Here is a 16,742-nt window from a genome sequence, read left to right on the forward strand (position 1 = left end):
CAACAGGCCGTGTCGTACGTTCTCGCCCATGAGCACCGAGTCGACTGATCCCGTCGAGCCGCCGGCCGTGGTGACCCCGGAACCCGCGGAGACCGAGACCGACGAGTCGCCCAAGAAGAACAGCTGGCTGAAGTTCGTCATCGTCGGCGTGCTGGCGGTCGTGCTCGTCGGCGGCGGCGTGTGGGGGCTGACGGCACTCAACTCCACCGGTGTCGGCGACTGCGTGAGCGCCTCGCCCAAGGACGTGGACAAACCGGACGGCGACTGGGACATCTCGTCGAAGAGCTGCGACGACGCCACCGCCACGCACCGGGTCGCCGCCGTGCTGAACAACGCCGAGGACCAGTGTCCCGCCGAGGGCATCTACGAGCAGATGCGGTCGGGCGGTGACAAGTCGATGTGCCTGATGCCGAACCTCGCCGAGGGCAACTGCTACACGTCGAGCGACGACGGCGCCTTCAAGAAGGAGGCGTGCACGACGGACTCGCCGGTGAAGATCGTGAAGAAGGTCGACGGGCTGCCCGAGGAGGGCTCGGTGTGCCCGGAGGGCTCCAGCGAGCTGAGGTTCAGCGAGCCGGCCTCGGTCTACTGCATGGGTGTCCACGAAGGATCCTGATCGGGTGAACTCGGTTGAGTTGAACCCCTTCTGACGCCGATACCCAGGCCATGAAGAAGGTCGGCCTGGGTATCGCCGTTGTCCTTGCCCTCGTGCTGCTCGGCGGGTTCGTCGTGAACCAGCTCGGCGACGTGGCCACGGCGGCGCGGGCCGGCGACTGCGCGCGGATCTCCGGCGCGCTCGAGAACCCGACGTACCAGGCGCTCGACTGCGGTTCCGAGCAGGCGAACGTCAAGATCGCGAAGGTCCTCGACTGGAACGAGAAGGCCTGCCCGTCCGGCGGCATGGACTACTCGACGTACACGGGCGACGCCACGCTGTGCCTCATGCCGAACTTCGTCGAGGGCGCCTGCTACGGCCAGGACTCCGAGAGCGGCATCGCGAAGGTCGACTGCTCCACGAAGGACTCGGTGAAGGTCGCCAAGGTGTTCAGCGGCAAGACCGACCGCACCGTCTGCGGGGACTCGCGCGCGGCGGTCTTCCCCGAGCCCGCGGTCACCTTCTGCCTGGAACGCGGCGACCAGAAGCAGTGACCTGCTGCACCGCGACCGCCATGTGATCCAAGCGGCCGTAACGTTTCCGTAAAGCCTGAGCGCTTTCCTGCGCCACATGGCACTGTCTGCTCCGGCTGTGTCGGGGGGCATGGGCCATCTGGGGTATTCGGAAATGAGAGAACCGCATGAGCACGACTGAATCCGCTTCGCCCGCGTCAGCGCCGGAGCCCACGCAGGAGCCCGCGCCGAAGAAGTCGAGCATCGGCAAGCGGATCCTGACCTACATCGTCGGCCTGATCGTCGTCGGTGGCGCGTTCTACGCGTTCAACTACTTCAGCAGCGACGTCGCGCAGGCGAAGGCCGGCGACTGCGCCGTCGTCACCGGCACGTCGACCAGCCCGGAGTACAAGCCGGTCGACTGTGGCGCCGCCGAGGCGAACTACACGGTCGGCAAGGCCGGCGGCACGAGCGAGGCGTGTGGCAAGGGCTACGACGAGTACACGCAGACGCAGCGCCGTGGCCCGAAGACGAAGCTGTGCCTCGCACCGCTTCTCGCCGAGGGCAAGTGCTACGCCGAGAACACCGGCGGCGTCGGCGCGAAGGCCGTCGAGTGCAACGAGTCGGCCGCCTTCAAGGTGACGAAGGTCGTCAAGGACACCGCCGCACCGCAGTGCGCGGAGGGCGAGGAACCGCAGTCCTTCCCCGAGGCGAAGCTGCACTACTGCGTCGGCGCGCCCGCGTAACAGGCTTGATCCAGCGAAACCGGAGTCGTGTCCCACGGCTCCGGTTTCGCTGTCTTTCGCGTGACTCATCCGAGAGGAATCCAGTGACCGACCCCAACTACCCCCAGCAGCCAGGGCCCTACGGACCGCCTCCCGGTGGACAGCCGCAGCAGCCGTACGGCCAGCCGAACCCGTACGGCCAGCCGAACCCGTACGGTGAGCCGCCCCAGCAGGGCTACCCGGGCCAGCCGGGACAGCCCGGTCAGCCCTACGGACAGCCCGGTCAGCCCGGTCAGCCCGGCGACCCGTACGCCCAGCAGCCGGGCCAGTACGGTCCGCCTCCCGGCCAGATGCCCGGCCAGCCCTCAGGTCAGCCGATGCCCTACGGCCCGCCGCCCAAGAAGAGCGGCGCCGGCAAGATCATCGGTTCGATCGTCACCATCGTCGTGCTCGTCGGCGTCGGCATCCTGGTGAAGGTCCTGATCGGCGGCGGCCTGAGCGCCATCACCGAGCCGTCGGCCAAGCCGGGCGACTGCGCGAGCCTCACGGGCACCACGTTCAAGCCGACGTACAAGAAGGTCGACTGCTCCGCGGCCGAGGCGAACTACTTCATCGCCAAGGCCATGAACTCCACGAAGGAGGCGTGCCCGAGCGAGGACTACGCCGAGTACACCGAGTCCGGCCGGCGCAGCTCCTCGCTGAAGCTCTGCCTCGTCGAGAAGCTCGAAGAGGGCAAGTGCTACGAGGAAGAACTCGTGAAGGTGAAGATGGACGGCATGAAGGTCGTCGACTGCTCCAAGGGCAACAACCAGTTCGCCGTCCAGAAGGTCCTGAAGGTCGAGAAGGTCGTCCGGGCGGCCACCGCGGACTGCGGTGAGGCGACGGCCGTCGCCTACGCGGAACCCGCTCCGGGCATCACCTACTGCATCTCGGCCGCGGGCGGAAAGTGACCGCACGAAAAATGGCGGGCCGGTTCTCCGGTCCGCCATTTCTCATGCCACGAAGCAACTAGTTGGTCGTGCCAGGCGGCAGTAGCTGCTGCACGTCCAGACGCCCGGACAGCACGTCCTCGGTGTCCATCATGTCGGCGACGCGCTGGAGCCGGATCGGGTTCAGCGACAACGGGAACGTGCCCACCGACACCAGGGCCGCGGTCGCCGCGTCGACGTCCGCGTAGCTGGTCAGCGAGTCCTGCACGGCGAGCTTGTTGGCCTGCGCGCGCTGCTGCGCCTGGCGCAGTACGTCCCGGAACACCTTCATCGTCTTCGGGTTCGCCTCGGCGAACTTCTTCGACGACGCGTAGCCGGACATCGGGAAGTCCAGTGTCGGGCCGCGGGCGGTGTCGGTGACGATCTTCGCGCCGATCTTGCGCTGCGCCTTCGTGATGAAGGGCTCGATCATGAACGCCGCGTCGACCTGCCCGGCCGTGAGCGCGGCCTCCATGTCGGCGTACGCCATCGGCCTGAACTTGATCTTCTGCTTCTCGACCGCGGCGGTGTCCAGCACGGCACGCGTGGTCAGCGCGCCGATGTCGGTCTCGCTGTTCACGGCGATCGTCGGCTGGGCCTTCTTGCCGGGGTCGTCGTAGTCCGACCGGGCGTCCGCGACCAGCGCCATCGAGTTCGGGCCGGCCTGGTAAGCCTCGCCCTGCAGCTGCAGCTCGGTGCCCTCGGCGACCGCGCGGAAGAGGCTGACGTGTGTCGCCCACGTGAGGTCGAGAGTGGTGTCCAGCTGCTTGATGGCCTCTGCCTCGCTGGGCTGGGTGACCAGGTTGACCTGCAGACCGGCCTTCTCGAACAGCTTCTCGGTCAGCGCGATCCGCAACGGGGCCACGTCGACGACGGGCAGCACGCCGATGCGGATGACGTTGCGCTCCACGTCCGCGTTGCCGCCGTTCGACGAACTTCCGAACAGGCCGCAGCTCGCGGTCAGAACACACGTGATGAGCACTGCAGCAAGCCGCAGAGCTGTGGCTCGGGTAGCCATGGCACCTCTCGCCGGTAGGGCTTGGGTAGCTTCGAATCGATCAGTGAGTGTCACCACAGACCAGGGCGTCCGCAGTCCCAACTGGGAGTTCGGACGGACGTGGGGTGTGCCGACATCCGGGGATGTTAACCACCTGAACGTATGAAACGACACCCCATCTCGATACGGTGAGTGCTTCTGGAGACTTCCCCCGGGGAGGGGGTGACCATTACCCTTCCGGCTCGGGTGGCACAGGTCGTAGTAGACCTACGTGTCTTCAGACGGGGTAGGGCGCCTCACCGGGCGAACAACCCCTGTGCTGCAATTCGGCCCGTTTGACGAGTCCATGCTCGGTCCTGGGGAGAGACCGGGACACTGCTGCTGGAAGAGGAAGCCCAGAGTGGCCCGACGTGAGAGAGGTCCCAGCCAGTTTGGCGTGGGTGACACCACACGCTCCGAAAGGCCCGAATCGGGTGACGGACTGGCTGCGCTGGGTAACGGACCGATGAGCGTGACACCGGACCCGGTGAAGCACGACGCCGGAGCCGGGCCCGGTTCGGGATCTGCCCGATCCGCGGGATGGCGCCTGCGCAACTGGCGGTTGCGCACGAAGCTGCTCGCCGTTCTGCTCATCCCGACGGTCTGTGCGCTCGCCCTGGGTGGTCTGCGAGTCCGTAGCGACCTCGAGGCCGCGACGGAGTTCAACAACCTCGCGAACCAGATCCGCCTCGAGACCGCGGTCGCGGACCTGGTGCAGCAGTTGCAGCGCGAACGCGACCTGTCGGTCAGCTACGTCGCGTCGAACAAGAAGGTCGACAGGGTCGTTCTCGAACGGCAGCTGCGCCGCGTGAACGACACCAGCGAGGCGTTCAGCAACAGGATCGCCGAACTCAGCTCCGACCTGAACTCGGCTGCCGTCGAGCGCTTCCAGGTCGCGGCCAAGCAGCTCGACCGCCTGAACAGCCTCCGCAACTCGGTGCGCGACACGCAGTACCCCGCCGAGGCCGTCCAGCGCACCTACTCGGAGTCGATCGAGACGCTCCTCGGGCTCGGCGAGCAGACGATCTCCGAGATCAGCGACCCGGAACTGGTGCGACTGCACCTGACCACGAACGCCATCGCGCGCATCAAGGAGCAGGAGTCGCTCAAACGGGCGATCCTCCTGGACGTCTTCCAGCGCAAGGCCTTCACCCCGGCCCAGCTGCGTTCCCTGCAGGCCGCGAACGCCGAGCTCGAAGCGGCCCGCAACGACTTCCGCAAGTCCGCGACGCCCGAGCAGGCCAAGATCTACGACGACACCGTCACCGGCCTCATCGTCGACAACGCGAACGACATGCAGGAATCGGCGATCAACCAGCAGGCGGGCGCGAAGGACTTCACCCAGATCACGCCCGAGAAGTGGGACATCGCCGCCACGCTGACGGTCAACCTGACCCGTGACGTCGAGAACCTGCTGGTCGAGCAGCTGCAGACCAAGACCGACGTGCTGGCCGGCGAGACCCGGACCAGGGCGTACGTCGAGTCCGGCATCGTGCTCGCGATCCTCGCGCTCGCGTTGCTGATGGCGCTGTTCGTCGCCCGCTCGATCCTCAACCCGCTGCGCATCCTGCGCCGCACCGCCCTCGACGTCGCCGACCACGGTCTTCCCGACGCGGTCGAGCGGATCCTCGCGGACGCCAACCCGGAGGACGCGGCCAAGACCGCCGTCGAGCCGGTGCCGGTGCACACGCGGGAAGAGATCGGCCAAGTGGCGCGCGCGTTCGACGCGGTGCACGGTGAAGCGGTGCGACTGGCCGCCCAGCAGGCCCTCCTGCGTGACAACGTCAACGCGATGTTCGTCAACCTGTCCCGCAGGTCGCAGGCCCTGGTCGAACGCCAGCTGAACCTGATCGACCGGCTGGAGCAGGACGAGCAGGACCCGGACCAGCTGGCCTCGCTGTTCGAGCTCGACCACCTCGCGACCCGCATGCGCCGCAACTCGGAGAACCTGCTGGTCCTCTCGGGTACGGACCTGTCGCGCCGCCTGACCCGGCCCGTTCCGGCCGCCGAGGTCCTCGGCGCCGCGGTCTCCGAGGTCGAGCAGTACGCCCGCGTGCAGGTCGGTCAGACCCCGGACCTCACGGTCCAGGGCCGCGCGGTCAACGACCTCGTGCACCTCATCGCCGAGCTGCTGGACAACGCCACGGCGTTCTCCGACCCGGTCACCAAGGTCACCGTTCGCACGGCCAAGACCCGCAAGGGCGAGCTGGCGATCGAGATCCAGGACCGCGGCGTGGGCATGGGCGAGCAGGAGATCATCGAAGCCAACGACCGGCTGGCAGACCCGCCGGAAGTCGACGTCGCCGTCTCCCGCCGGATGGGCCTGTACGTGGTCGCGCGGCTTGCCAAGCGCCACGACATCAAGGTCCGCCTGCGTGGCAACGAGGACATCGAGGGCGGCACGACGGCGCTGGTGATCGTGCCGGAGACGCTCACCGCGATCCCCGGCCAGGCACCGGTCTCGACCCCGCCGTCCGGTTCCGGTTCGCTGGCCTCCGCGTTCGGCATGTCGCCGTCCGCGTCGGCACCGGCGATGCCGATGCCGATGCCGCCGGCCGAGCACACGACGGAGATCGGCACCACCGCAGTCAGGGCCAGCGGCATCGCCGGCGCCTTCGGCGGTGCCACCGGTACCACCGGGACCACGGGTTTCACGCCGCGGATCGACGAGTCGAGCCCGAGCATCCCGGTCAACTTCGTGCCCAGCTCGATCACCGACACCGGTGCGGGCGCGACGGCGATCCCCGTGTACAGCGACCCGCCGATCGAGGACGTGACGCCGTCCGAGCGGTGGCGCCGCGACCAGCTCGCGGCGGTCGAGCCGGAGGGTTCGTTCGGCGAGCCCACCCTCTTCACGGCCTACGAGGACCGCAACGAAGAGGCCGGCGAGATCTCCTTCGAGCCCGGCTACGAGACCACCCAGTTCGTGCCGATCCCGCCGATCGAGGACGAGCCCGTCTCGTCCAACGGCATCTCGCGTGCCTCGGCCGACGAGGGTCGTCTCGACATCGGGATGGGTCACCGCAACGGGACCTCGGACGCCTCGCGCAAGAAGATCGAGCACGACCTGGACGCCCCGACCGAACGCCTCCCGATCTACGAGGCCGTCCTGTCGCAGTGGTTCCAGGCCGTGGGCAGCGAGACGTCCGCATCGGCCGCTCAGCCGGTCCCTGCGGCCGCCGAGGACGATGCACCGGCCGCCACCAACGGACACGTCGAGTCGAGGCTCGGCGGGACCGACAAGCGCTCTGTCGACTACATCGACGAGCCTCCGTCGACCCCGCCGCTCTCGGACGGGCCCGAACCGGAGCTGCCGACCCGGACCCGCAAGCCTGTACCGGCGGTGGCACCCACCACCACGTCGGCCGCTGGTCTTCCTGTGCGCACGCCGCGCTCGAAGGTCCAGCCGGCGGTCGAGGAAGTACCCGCACCCGCCGAGCAGGAGCGAGTTGTGGATCCCGAGCCCGTTGTGGAGGAGACTCCAGCGGCGGCACCTACTTCCGAGTCGGCTTGGCAATCGCCTGCCGATGAGGGATGGCACGCGGCTCAGGCGTTGTTGAACAAGACGCCGGAGACGAAGACCACGGCAGGATTGCCGAAACGGACACCGAAGGCTCAGCTCGTGCCAGGATCTGCAGCACCCAAGCCGCAGTCCCTGTCGCAGACAGCACAGCGCCCGCCGCTGCCGCCCCGTACCGCTGACGCGGTGCGCGGACGGATGTCGAGCCTGCAGAGTGGTGTCAAGCGAGGCCGGCACGCATTGATCGAGGCATACGCTGGTGACCAGTCGAGCCGGCAGAACGAGGAGCAGGAGTGACGACCGCAGCGCAGCCAGGCAGCTTTGGTTGGCTTATCACCGACTTCGTGCGGAGGGTGCCCGGAGTGGCACATTCCGTTGTGGTGTCCGCGGACGGGCTGTTGCTCGCGGGATCCCAGGGCCTGCCCCGGGACCGTGCAGAGCAGCTTTCCGCGGTCGCGTCCGGACTGGTCAGCCTCACCCAGGGTGCTGCCCGCTGCTTCGAAGCAGGCGGGGTCAACCAGACGGTCGTCGAGATGGAGCGGGGGTACCTGTTCCTCATGTCGATCAGTGACGGTTCTTGCCTTGCCGTCCTGGCGGCACCCAACTGTGACATCGGCCTCGTGGCCTACGAGATGACGCTGTTGGTGGAGAGAGTCGGTCAACAACTCACCCCTGAGCTGCGCGCGCAGCTTCAGGGCGTGGTCCGTCGCTAGACCTCATCTGAAGTTCAGGGGTGAGAACAAATGGCTGGTAGATCTGGCGCTAGAGGCCGGGGCTTCGGTAGGAACTTCAACTACCAGGAGTGGGCTTCTGGTGGGTTCCAGTTCGACGAGCCTGACGCGATACCCCAAGAACCAGAGGAAACCGAGGACGCGCCCCACGATGAGCGGGTTACAGGGCAAGGGCTAGGCGATATGTCTCAGCGTGAGGTGGACGACTCGTCGTCGTATCCGTACGACGACGTGCCGAACCGGTTCGACATAGACGGATACGGCTCCGGGCTGTTCGGTGGCCCCGGCGCGGACCTCTTCGGCCAGCACGAGATGCCGGAAGCCGTGCCGGAACAACTGCCGTACACAACCGGTCCGCATCCGGTCTACAGCACTGGCGGCCAACCGGCGTACAGCACCGGTGCGCAGCCTCAAGTGCGTCCGGAGGAGAATGCTTCTGCGGAATCGGGTTCACTGGTGCGGCCTTACACACGCACCGGTGGACGCACACGACCCGACTACGACCTTGCTATCGAGGCGCTGATTTCGACCAGCGAAAAGGGCCTCGAACGGGATGCCGCAGTACTTCCCGAGCACAGGTCGATCTGCGGGCTGTGTGTGGACACGCGGTCGGTGGCCGAGGTCGCGGCACTCCTACGCCTGCCACTTGGCGTCGTGCGGGTGTTGATCGGCGACATGGCAAGCATGGGTTTGGTTTTGATTCACCAGGGCGGTCTGGTCGTGGGGGACCGGCCTTCCATGGAATTCCTGGAGAGGGTGCTCAGTGGGCTTCGCAAGCTCTAGTCCCCAGGGCGCCGAGGGCGCACGGAAGCCGACGACGTCTGCCAAGATCGTGGTGGCGGGTGGCTTCGGTGTGGGCAAAACGACGTTCGTCGGCTCGGTGTCCGAGATCGTCCCGTTGACCACCGAGGCGGTGATGACCGAGGCCAGCGCGGGGGTGGACGACCTCTCCGCCACGCCCAACAAGGTCACCACGACCGTCGCGATGGACTTCGGCCGTGTGTCGCTCGACAGCGACCTGATCCTGTACCTCTTCGGTACACCGGGTCAGCACCGGTTCTGGTTCATGTGGGACGACCTGGTACGCGGCGCCATCGGCGCCATCGTGCTGGTCGACACCCGCCGCCTGGCCGACGCGTTCGCCTCGATCGACTTCTTCGACGACCGGCAGCTGCCGTACGTCGTGGGCGTCAACTGTTTCGACGGCCTCCTGCACCACCGCATCGAGGACGTGCGCGAAGCGCTGACGATCGACGAGTCGGTGCCGATCGTGACGTGCGACGCGCGTAACCGGCAGTCGACGAAGCAGACGCTCATCACGCTGGTGGAGCACGCTATGCGCCAGTGGATGTCCGTCCGCGCGGGCTGAACTCCTTCCGCCGGAGTACGACCGCACACACAACTGAACGAGGCGAGCGCCACCTTCGGGGACGGCGCTCGCCTCGTCGTTGCGGTCTGATTCAGCTCGGTTGTCCGTCCAAGCGGTCGTCCCTTCGCCGTTCTTCGCCGCTGTCGCTGTCAGCCGATGTGCAGGCCGACACCGATGCCGATGGAGATGCCGTCGAGCAGCCCGTGATGACCGTGGTGCCAGTGGTCATCCCAGTCGTCGTCCCAGTCGTGACAGTCGTGCCAGTGGTGTCCGGTGCTGATCCCGAGGCCGATGCCGATGCCGATGTCATCGATCCTGGGGGCGGAGTCCAGCTGGACGTGGGCGGCGTTGTCGTCCTGTGTGATCGGGGCGGCCGCCGCCGTGCCGGATGAGAACGGCAAGGCGAAGGCCAGGGCTGTGAAGATGGCGGCGACTTGGAGCGCCGGCCGTGTGCTGACCATTGTGGAAATCCTCCTAGGTCGATGTGGACGTGTCTCGGGTACGTCCACATCAATCGACGCTAGGTCGCGCCACACCCACGTAAGGGTGGTCCGGATTCTCTACCGGGGGATGACCGGCCGTCAGGCCTCGTCCACCAATGCAGCGGACGTGATGCGATGAAGAGGGAACCTGAGCACCTCTCCGTAGCTGTGGTCGTAGCCCTCCAGCACTCCACCCCCGACGACGTGCGGCTCGATCACACGCTGTGCCGCCGTGCCGTGGGAGTCGACGAACCCGACGAGCACGCTGCGGCGCGCCCGCGCGGCCTGCTGGAGCAACGACAGGGTGGCGGACGGACCGGCGCCGAGGTGGCCCGGAACGGAAATCCGTTCACCCCGTGGTGTCGCGGCCGCACGATCACCGGCCCGGACCAGCCGGACGAGTTCACCCAGGCGGTCGTCGGCGGGCACGGCGGGTGACACCGGATTGCGGGCGCTGCGCTGCCTCGGCGTGGTCCGGCGGCCGCCCGGCCGCAGGTCGAGGACCTGGCCGTCCGGGCCCTCCGCGGCCGGGGCGAACCCGGCCGAGCGCAGCCCGTCCAGCACGTCCGCCAGCGGCAACGGGCTGACGAGCACGGTCGGGGCGATCCGGCGCAGCTCCAGCCGCCCGGCCTCGGGGTGCGCGAGGACCTCGCTGATCAGCACCGGGTCGTCGCAGCGCAGGAACGAGCCCGCCGTGCCGCCGCGCAGCCTGCCGTGGCGGCGCGCGGCGTCGTCGATCAGGTAGCTCAGCGACTGCGGGACGGGCGTGCGCGAGCGGGTCTTGAAGAGTTCCTGCAGCTCGTCGGCAGTGCGTCCGGCGTCGAAGGCGCGCCGGACGGTGGCCTCGCTGATCCGGTAGACCGTGGCGCCGCCGGCCGACTCGACGTTCGCGACCAGCGCCAGCTCGTCCGCGAGATCCGGTTCGAGGCGGCCGGGGGCGACGACGGTGAGGTCGGCCTGCACCAGCACGTGGTCCAGCGGCGCGGGCAGGGCGTCACCGAGGGACTTCGCGGCGTGGCCGGGGCCCTCGTCGAGCAGCACGCGGCCCGCGCTGGTGATCGCGCCGAGGGCGAGCACGCCGACCGCGGTGCCCTCCTCGACCGTCCAGCGCACCAGCTCGTCGCGTTGCCTGCCGCCCCGGCGCGGTGCGCGCCAGCCCAGCACGGCGGCCAGGTCGGCGGGGGTCGCCATCGCGGTGCCCTTGGGGAACGCGCCGAGCGCCTCCAGGATCCACCGCCGGTCACGCGGGGCCTGGGCACGGCGGATCTCGTCCGCGAGCGGGTTGAAGAGCTTGTCCTTCTCGTCGCGGCGGCCGACCAGGGCGGGCAGTCGCGGCAGGTCGAGCCAGGCGTGCGCGAGCGTGGCCCAGCGGACCTCGGTGGTCGCGGCGAGCCAGACGTCGGCCTTGGTCGTCGGCACCCACTCGGGTTCCGCGGCCTCGGTGTTCGCGGCCAGGTCCGCGCCGACCACGAGCTCGATCAGCAGCGCGGCGCGGCGTTCGTCGACGCCGAGGTCCTTGACGACCTTGCGCAGCTCGCGGACGCCCAGACCGCCCGTCCGCAGCACCGGCGCCGGTTCGGCCGACCAGCTCGCGATGAGGTTCTCGACGTGCCGGACGAGCTCCAGGGCCTCACCCGCGCCGGTCGCGTCGACGCTGCGCTGCTGGAGCGCGGTGGTCCTCGGCTTCGGCTCGTTGACCTGGATCGGGCCGAGGGGGCGGTCGCCGCGCAGTTCGAGGGCGATCTCCCGCGGCAGTTCGACCGTGCCGGGGTCGCGCCGCAGCAGCAGGCCGCGGGCGAGCAGCCGTTGCACGGGCGTCTCGGCCTTCTCGAGCGGCACGACGCGGGAGGCGTCCTTGGTGTCGCCGATGGGCGGTCCGGCGGCGAGTTTCCGCAGGACCCGCTGCTCCCCCTCGGTGACGCCGCTGAGGTCGTAGGTCTGCCCGGTCCCGCGGCCCAGGCCACCCGGATACGAGCCGAACGCCTCGCGCGTGAGGGGAGCGACCGACAGGGCGTCGTCGTCGCCCCAGGTGAGCGCGAGGGACCTCAGCCTCGCGACCGCCTGCTTGAGCGGCCTGGGCTTCACGTCCGGCCCGAGGATCTGCGCGAGTGTGGGCAACGCCACGGGCCCGGCGTCCGCACCCTGCACCACCAGGGCCTCGAGCACGGCCAGGGTGAAGGTGTCGAGGTCCTCGCAGGCACGCGCGATCGACGCCCTGGTGCCGACCCGTGTCGCGAGCACGGACATATCGGCAGGTGGGGGCGTTGCCAGATCGGGGCGCGCGCGCAGCAGCGCGACGAGAGCAACGTCGTCCTGGGCGCGCAGCCAGTCGGCGAGTGTGATGCCGGACATTCTCACCACGGTATATGGGTCGCTGGAGATGACATCGTGCTCTGTCACACTTGTGCCCGTCAGCAGGCACCACCGAGGAGGAGCACGTGGCGAAAGGACGCCCGGGACGGGTCGACCCGCACTGGCCGGAGGGTGCGGACGGCAGCCATCCCGTCACCGAACTGACCAGTGACCTGCAGGGTGCGCTCTCGCCGTTCGGCACGGTGACGTTCCCGCTGCCGTCGGAGGACCTCCCGTACAGGCACCCGGTGACCGAGATCAACAAGTCCTGAGTGGATTGTCAGGCCGGTCTTAAGACTCGCCGAGTCGGGTGAGTACCGCAAAGGGCCCGGGGATAGGCTCGTTTCCCGCTTGAGCTGTACTTCGTGGGAGGACGACGATGCCGGTCCCCGGCCCTGGTTACTCGATCACCGTTCGTCTGGAGGCGCCGCCGTCAGCGAGCGCCGCGGGTGACCTCACTTCGGCCGTCGGCCGCGCCGGCGGTGTGATCACGGCGTTCGACGTCGTCGAGTCGCACAACGACCGCGTCGTCATCGACCTCACGTGCAACGCGCTGTCCGCGAACCACGCCAAGGACATCACCGACACGCTGGAGACGCTGCCCGGCATCGTCGTCCGCAAGGTGTCGGACCGCACGTTCCTCGTGCACCTCGGCGGCAAGATCGAGATCGCGTCCAAGGTGCCGCTGCGCAACCGTGACGACCTCTCCCGTGCGTACACGCCGGGTGTCGCCCGCGTGTGCGAGGCCATCGCCAAGAACCCGGACGACGCGCGCCGCCTGACCATCAAGCGCAACACCGTCGCCGTCGTCACCGACGGTTCGGCCGTGCTCGGTCTCGGCAACCTCGGCCCCGCCGCCGCCCTGCCGGTGATGGAGGGCAAGGCCGCGCTGTTCAAGAAGTTCGCCGGCGTCGACGCCTGGCCGGTCTGCCTGGACACCCAGGACACCGAGGAGATCATCCGCGCGGTCGAGCTCATCGCTCCCGTGTACGGCGGCATCAACCTCGAGGACATCTCCGCGCCGCGCTGCTTCGAGATCGAGGCCCGCCTGCGCGAGAAGCTCGACATCCCCGTGTTCCACGACGACCAGCACGGCACCGCGATCGTCGTCGTCGCCGCCCTGCGCAACGCCCTGCGCGTCGTCGGCAAGGACATCAAGAACTGCCGGCTCACGGTCTGTGGCGTCGGCGCCGCCGGTTCCGCGATCATCCGCCTGCTGCAGGCCCAGGAGCCCGGCGACATCATCGCCGTGGACGTGGACGGCATCGTGCACCGCGACCGCCCCGGCCTGGACGCGAACCTGAAGTCCATCGCGGCCTCCACCAACAAGGACAACCAGTCCGGCCGCCTGCACGACGCGCTGGTCGGCTCGGACGTGTTCATCGGCGTCTCGGCCCCGAACCTCTTCGGCGCCGCGCAGGTCGCGACGATGGCCAAGGACGCCATCGTGTTCGCGCTGGCCAACCCGGACCCGGAGATCGACCCGATGGAGGCCCAGCAGCACGCCGCCGTCGTCGCCACCGGCCGTTCGGACTTCCCGAACCAGATCAACAACGTGCTGGCGTTCCCCGGCGTCTTCCGCGGCCTGCTGGACGCGCACGCCCGCACCATCACGGACGCGATGCTGCTGGCCGCCGCGCAGGCCATCGCCGACGTGGTGGACGGCGACCGCCTCAACGCGTCGTTCATCGTGCCGTCGGTCTTCGACAGCACCGTTGCTCCGGCCGTGGCCGAAGCGGTGCGCAAGGCCGCGACTTCTTAGGGATTTTCGGCACGGGCCGTTTCTGCGGGCCAGGCATACGATCGCCGTATGACCAAGCAGTTCACCCACCTGGACTCCCAAGGCGCGGCCCGGATGGTCGACGTCTCCGGCAAGGAGCAGACCACCCGGACCGCCGTGGCCACCGGGGTCCTGCACACGACCGCCGAAGTGGTTGAGTTGCTGGGCGCCGACGGCCTGCCCAAGGGCGACGCCCTGGCGACGGCCCGGATCGCGGGCATCATGGCCGCGAAGCGCACCTGGGAACTCGTGCCGTTGTGCCACCCGATCTCGTTGTCGTCGGTGGTGGTGGACCTGGCGCTGGCACCGACCGCCGTGTTGATCACCGCCACCGTCCGCACCACCGACCGCACGGGCGTGGAGATGGAGGCCCTGACCGCGGTCTCCGTGGCCGGCCTGACGCTCCACGACATGGTGAAGTCGGTCGATCCCGCGGCGTCCCTGGACGCGGTGCGGGTGGAGCGCAAGGAAGGCGGCAAGTCCGGCCTGTGGGAACGCCCGTGAAGGCGGTGGTGATCACCGCGTCCAACCGTGCCGCAGCCGGGGTCTACGCCGATCGCAGCGGACCTCTGATCGTCGAGTGGCTTGAGGCGCGCGAGTTCTCGGTTTCCGCGCCGGTCGTCGTGCCGGATGGTGATCCGGTGCGCGAGGCGCTGGCGGCCGCGGTGTCCGCCGGTGCCGATCTGGTGCTGACGACCGGCGGTACCGGCATCAACCCGACCGACCGGACCCCTGAGGCGACTCGTGCGGTGCTGGACTACGAGGTGCCGGGGCTGGCCGATGTGATCCGCATGTCCGGCTGGCCGCGCGTGCCGGGGTCCGTGCTGTCGCGTGGCGTCGCGGGGGTCGCCGGGCGGACGTTGATCGTGAACCTGCCCGGGTCGACCGGCGGGGTGCGGGACGGGCTGGAGGTGTTGTCGAGCGTGCTGGAGCATGCGCTCGACCAACTGCGTGGAGGTGACCACAAATGAGCGTGGTGCTGCGGGCCGTCGTGACCGAGGAGCCGTTGTCGGTGGAGGAGCACGCGGCCCTGGTCGGGTCTGACCGGGCCGGTGCTGTCGTCACCTTTTCCGGCGTCGTGCGGGATCACGATGGCGGGCGGGCGGTGCTGGAGTTGGAGTACCACTCGCACCCGTCGGCTTCGGATGTCGTGGCCGAGGTGGTTTCCGCCTTGGCTGCCAAGTACTCCGGGGTGCACGGGATCGCTGTGTCGCACCGGGTCGGGCCGTTGAAGATCGGTGATGTGGCGTTGGCCTGTGCGGTGGCCGCCGAGCATCGGGGGGAAGCGTTTTCCCTTTGTGCTGATCTGGTGGACGAGGTCAAGGCTCGGTTGCCGGTGTGGAAGAGGCAGGTTTTTCCTGGCGGCGAGGACGAGTGGGTCAACTGCCCCTGAATCTCTGGCCGCGCGGGTCGGCTTGGGGGCGCTTGTCGCGTTCCAGCGGGGTTGGTTGCGTTGGAACGCGCGGGGTCGCCTTGCGATTGCCTGCCCAGCCCGGAAATGCAGGCAGGGACCTCACCGTCGGGGGGTAACGGTGAGATCCCTGGTCCTGTGTCAGCCCACGTCTACGGGCCGGCGATCGTGCGGCCGATCAGATCGGTCCGAGCCTGGAGAGGCTCAGATCAGGATCTTGTGGCCCGGGAAGATGAGGTCCGGGTTCGTGACGAAGTCCTTGTTCTTCTCCACGATGGCCTGGTAGCCGCCTGCGACCTTGTTGGCGTCCGCGATCTTGGACAGGGTGTCGCCTGCCTTGATCTCGTAGTTGCCGTTCGGGTTCGTCTTCGAGCCCGCGAGCTGCACGACCGGTGCCTGCTGCACCGGGGCGGCGGCCTTGCGCTGCTGCGGCTGGGCCTTGCGCTGCTGCTGCGGGGCCGGGGCGGTCTTGGGGGCCGCGCCCGTGTAGTTGCCGATCCGCTTGCTGCAGGACGGCCAGGCGTTGCTCACGCCCTGGCCGACGGCGACGCGCTCGGCGACAGCGATCTGCTGCTCGCGCGAGGCGTTGGCCGGGTTGCCCTGGCCGCCGTAGGCGTTCCAGGTCTGCTGGGAGAACTGCAGGCCGCCGTAGTAGCCGTTGCCCGTGTTGGTGCCCCAGTTACCACTTGCCTCGCACTGCGCGAGGGCGTCCCAGTTCACGGGGGCGGCGTTGGCGGTGCCAACGGCCAGGCCCAGAGGGGCGCCGGCGATGATGCCGACAGCCGCGACCTTGGCGATAGTGCGAGCGGCGGAACTCTGCTTGCCCTTGTTGCCTCGGTTGAAAGCCATGTGCCTCTCGGTCCACCTCACCTGCGGTCAGGAACTCGGGTTCGGGGCCCGGTGCGTTCCTGCGTCCCAGTCCGGCGGTATCTCTCGCTCGGGGTATGTGCCGGAGAACCCTTGGACTGGGTTCGGTGTTCGGTCCTCCGGATGGTGCTCGTGACTGGTTCGGGCCAGCCGAGGAGCGACCGTACGTAACCGTCGAGCCCCTCACCAAATGTTTCGGGCTGTGATGCGCATCACAGTAACGGTTTGGAACGTTGTGAAGAGCCTACAAAACCGCAGCTCAAAGGCGTCGTTATCGGTCCGTTTCCATTCTGAGATCGACCGAGATCTATTACGGAAAGTGAGGCGTGGCTCACGCGTGTCGAGCCGTCGGAGGCGGCCGTTCACGGTCGAGCGGTGGCCATCGGCGGCCTCG

The 16,742-nt window shown here is 68.5% G+C and carries 15 protein-coding genes and 1 pseudogene; 12 read left to right on the forward strand and 4 right to left on the reverse strand.

What is annotated here, in order from left to right; translation table 11 throughout:
- The first annotated feature begins 28 nt into the window (after positions 1-28).
- The 4 genes from IG04_RS0132975 to IG04_RS47775 all read left to right on the forward strand — a co-directional run bounded on the left by IG04_RS0132975 (position 29) and on the right by IG04_RS47775 (position 2,782).
- Positions 29-616: an LppU/SCO3897 family protein gene (locus tag IG04_RS0132975; protein WP_030480657.1), complete on the forward strand. Its 588-nt coding sequence runs from the start codon at positions 29-31 to the stop codon at positions 614-616.
- A 50-nt stretch (positions 617-666) separates the two neighbouring features.
- Positions 667-1,149 (forward strand): LppU/SCO3897 family protein, encoded by a 483-nt coding sequence (locus IG04_RS0132980; RefSeq protein ID WP_030480658.1) that lies wholly within the window; start codon positions 667-669, stop codon positions 1,147-1,149.
- A gap of 146 nt (positions 1,150-1,295) precedes the next feature.
- Positions 1,296-1,853, forward strand: a complete 558-nt coding sequence (locus IG04_RS44430) for an LppU/SCO3897 family protein (RefSeq protein ID WP_051771150.1) — start codon at positions 1,296-1,298, stop codon at positions 1,851-1,853.
- A gap of 83 nt (positions 1,854-1,936) precedes the next feature.
- Positions 1,937-2,782: an LppU/SCO3897 family protein gene (locus IG04_RS47775; RefSeq protein ID WP_051771151.1), complete on the forward strand. Its 846-nt coding sequence runs from the start codon at positions 1,937-1,939 to the stop codon at positions 2,780-2,782.
- A 58-nt stretch (positions 2,783-2,840) separates the two neighbouring features.
- On the opposite strand, the gene IG04_RS0132995 is transcribed toward IG04_RS47775, so the two are convergent.
- Positions 2,841-3,818 carry an ABC transporter substrate-binding protein gene (locus IG04_RS0132995; RefSeq protein WP_030480661.1) on the reverse strand — a complete coding sequence of 326 codons (978 nt, stop codon included), beginning with the start codon at positions 3,816-3,818 and terminating at the stop codon, positions 2,841-2,843.
- Positions 3,819-4,302: 484 nt separating this feature from the next.
- Here IG04_RS0132995 and IG04_RS0133000 point away from each other — a divergent pair, with 484 nt between their 5' ends.
- The 4 genes from IG04_RS0133000 (at position 4,303) to IG04_RS0133015 (ending at position 9,456) form a co-directional block, all read left to right on the forward strand.
- Entirely contained in the window at positions 4,303-7,653 is a 3,351-nt protein-coding gene (locus IG04_RS0133000) for a sensor histidine kinase (RefSeq protein WP_245816673.1), read from the forward strand.
- Entirely contained in the window at positions 7,650-8,069 is a 420-nt protein-coding gene (locus IG04_RS0133005; RefSeq protein WP_030470879.1) for a roadblock/LC7 domain-containing protein, read from the forward strand. Before IG04_RS0133000 ends, IG04_RS0133005 begins: the two co-directional genes overlap by 4 nt.
- 216 nt (positions 8,070-8,285) lie before the next feature.
- Positions 8,286-8,870, forward strand: a complete 585-nt coding sequence (locus IG04_RS43170) for a DUF742 domain-containing protein (RefSeq protein WP_245816672.1) — start codon at positions 8,286-8,288, stop codon at positions 8,868-8,870.
- Positions 8,851-9,456: a GTP-binding protein gene (locus IG04_RS0133015; protein ID WP_030480664.1), complete on the forward strand. Its 606-nt coding sequence runs from the start codon at positions 8,851-8,853 to the stop codon at positions 9,454-9,456. The genes IG04_RS43170 and IG04_RS0133015 overlap by 20 nt, the downstream gene beginning before the upstream one ends.
- Before the next feature lie 149 nt (positions 9,457-9,605).
- Here IG04_RS0133015 and IG04_RS0133020 read toward each other — a convergent pair whose 3' ends face one another.
- Both IG04_RS0133020 and IG04_RS0133025 read right to left on the reverse strand, forming a co-directional pair.
- Complete coding sequence (locus tag IG04_RS0133020) at positions 9,606-9,917, reverse strand: hypothetical protein (RefSeq protein ID WP_030480665.1); 312 nt, start codon at positions 9,915-9,917, stop codon at positions 9,606-9,608.
- A gap of 120 nt (positions 9,918-10,037) precedes the next feature.
- Positions 10,038-12,290 carry a helicase-associated domain-containing protein gene (locus IG04_RS0133025; RefSeq protein WP_030480666.1) on the reverse strand — a complete coding sequence of 751 codons (2,253 nt, stop codon included), beginning with the start codon at positions 12,288-12,290 and terminating at the stop codon, positions 10,038-10,040.
- An 86-nt stretch (positions 12,291-12,376) separates the two neighbouring features.
- Here IG04_RS0133025 and IG04_RS0133030 point away from each other — a divergent pair, with 86 nt between their 5' ends.
- The 4 genes and pseudogenes from IG04_RS0133030 to IG04_RS48725 all read left to right on the forward strand — a co-directional run bounded on the left by IG04_RS0133030 (position 12,377) and on the right by IG04_RS48725 (position 15,463).
- On the forward strand, positions 12,377-12,562 hold the full coding sequence (locus tag IG04_RS0133030) for a hypothetical protein (protein ID WP_030480667.1): 186 nt from the start codon (positions 12,377-12,379) through the stop codon (positions 12,560-12,562).
- A 107-nt stretch (positions 12,563-12,669) separates the two neighbouring features.
- Positions 12,670-14,052, forward strand: a complete 1,383-nt coding sequence (locus IG04_RS0133035; protein ID WP_030480668.1) for an NAD-dependent malic enzyme — start codon at positions 12,670-12,672, stop codon at positions 14,050-14,052.
- A 48-nt stretch (positions 14,053-14,100) separates the two neighbouring features.
- The gene (gene moaC / locus IG04_RS0133040) at positions 14,101-14,574 is read left to right on the forward strand and encodes a cyclic pyranopterin monophosphate synthase MoaC (protein ID WP_030480669.1); all 474 of its coding nucleotides are present in this window, start codon (positions 14,101-14,103) and stop codon (positions 14,572-14,574) included.
- Positions 14,571-15,463: pseudogene (locus IG04_RS48725) on the forward strand (molybdenum cofactor biosynthesis protein MoaE). Before moaC ends, IG04_RS48725 begins: the two are co-directional and overlap by 4 nt.
- Before the next feature lie 222 nt (positions 15,464-15,685).
- Here IG04_RS48725 and IG04_RS0133055 read toward each other — a convergent pair.
- Entirely contained in the window at positions 15,686-16,330 is a 645-nt protein-coding gene (locus tag IG04_RS0133055) for a transglycosylase family protein (protein ID WP_030480672.1), read from the reverse strand.
- Positions 16,331-16,742 lie beyond the last annotated feature (412 nt).

Source organism: Lentzea albidocapillata, from assembly GCF_000719115.1.
Taxonomy (GTDB): domain Bacteria; phylum Actinomycetota; class Actinomycetes; order Mycobacteriales; family Pseudonocardiaceae; genus Lentzea; species Lentzea albidocapillata.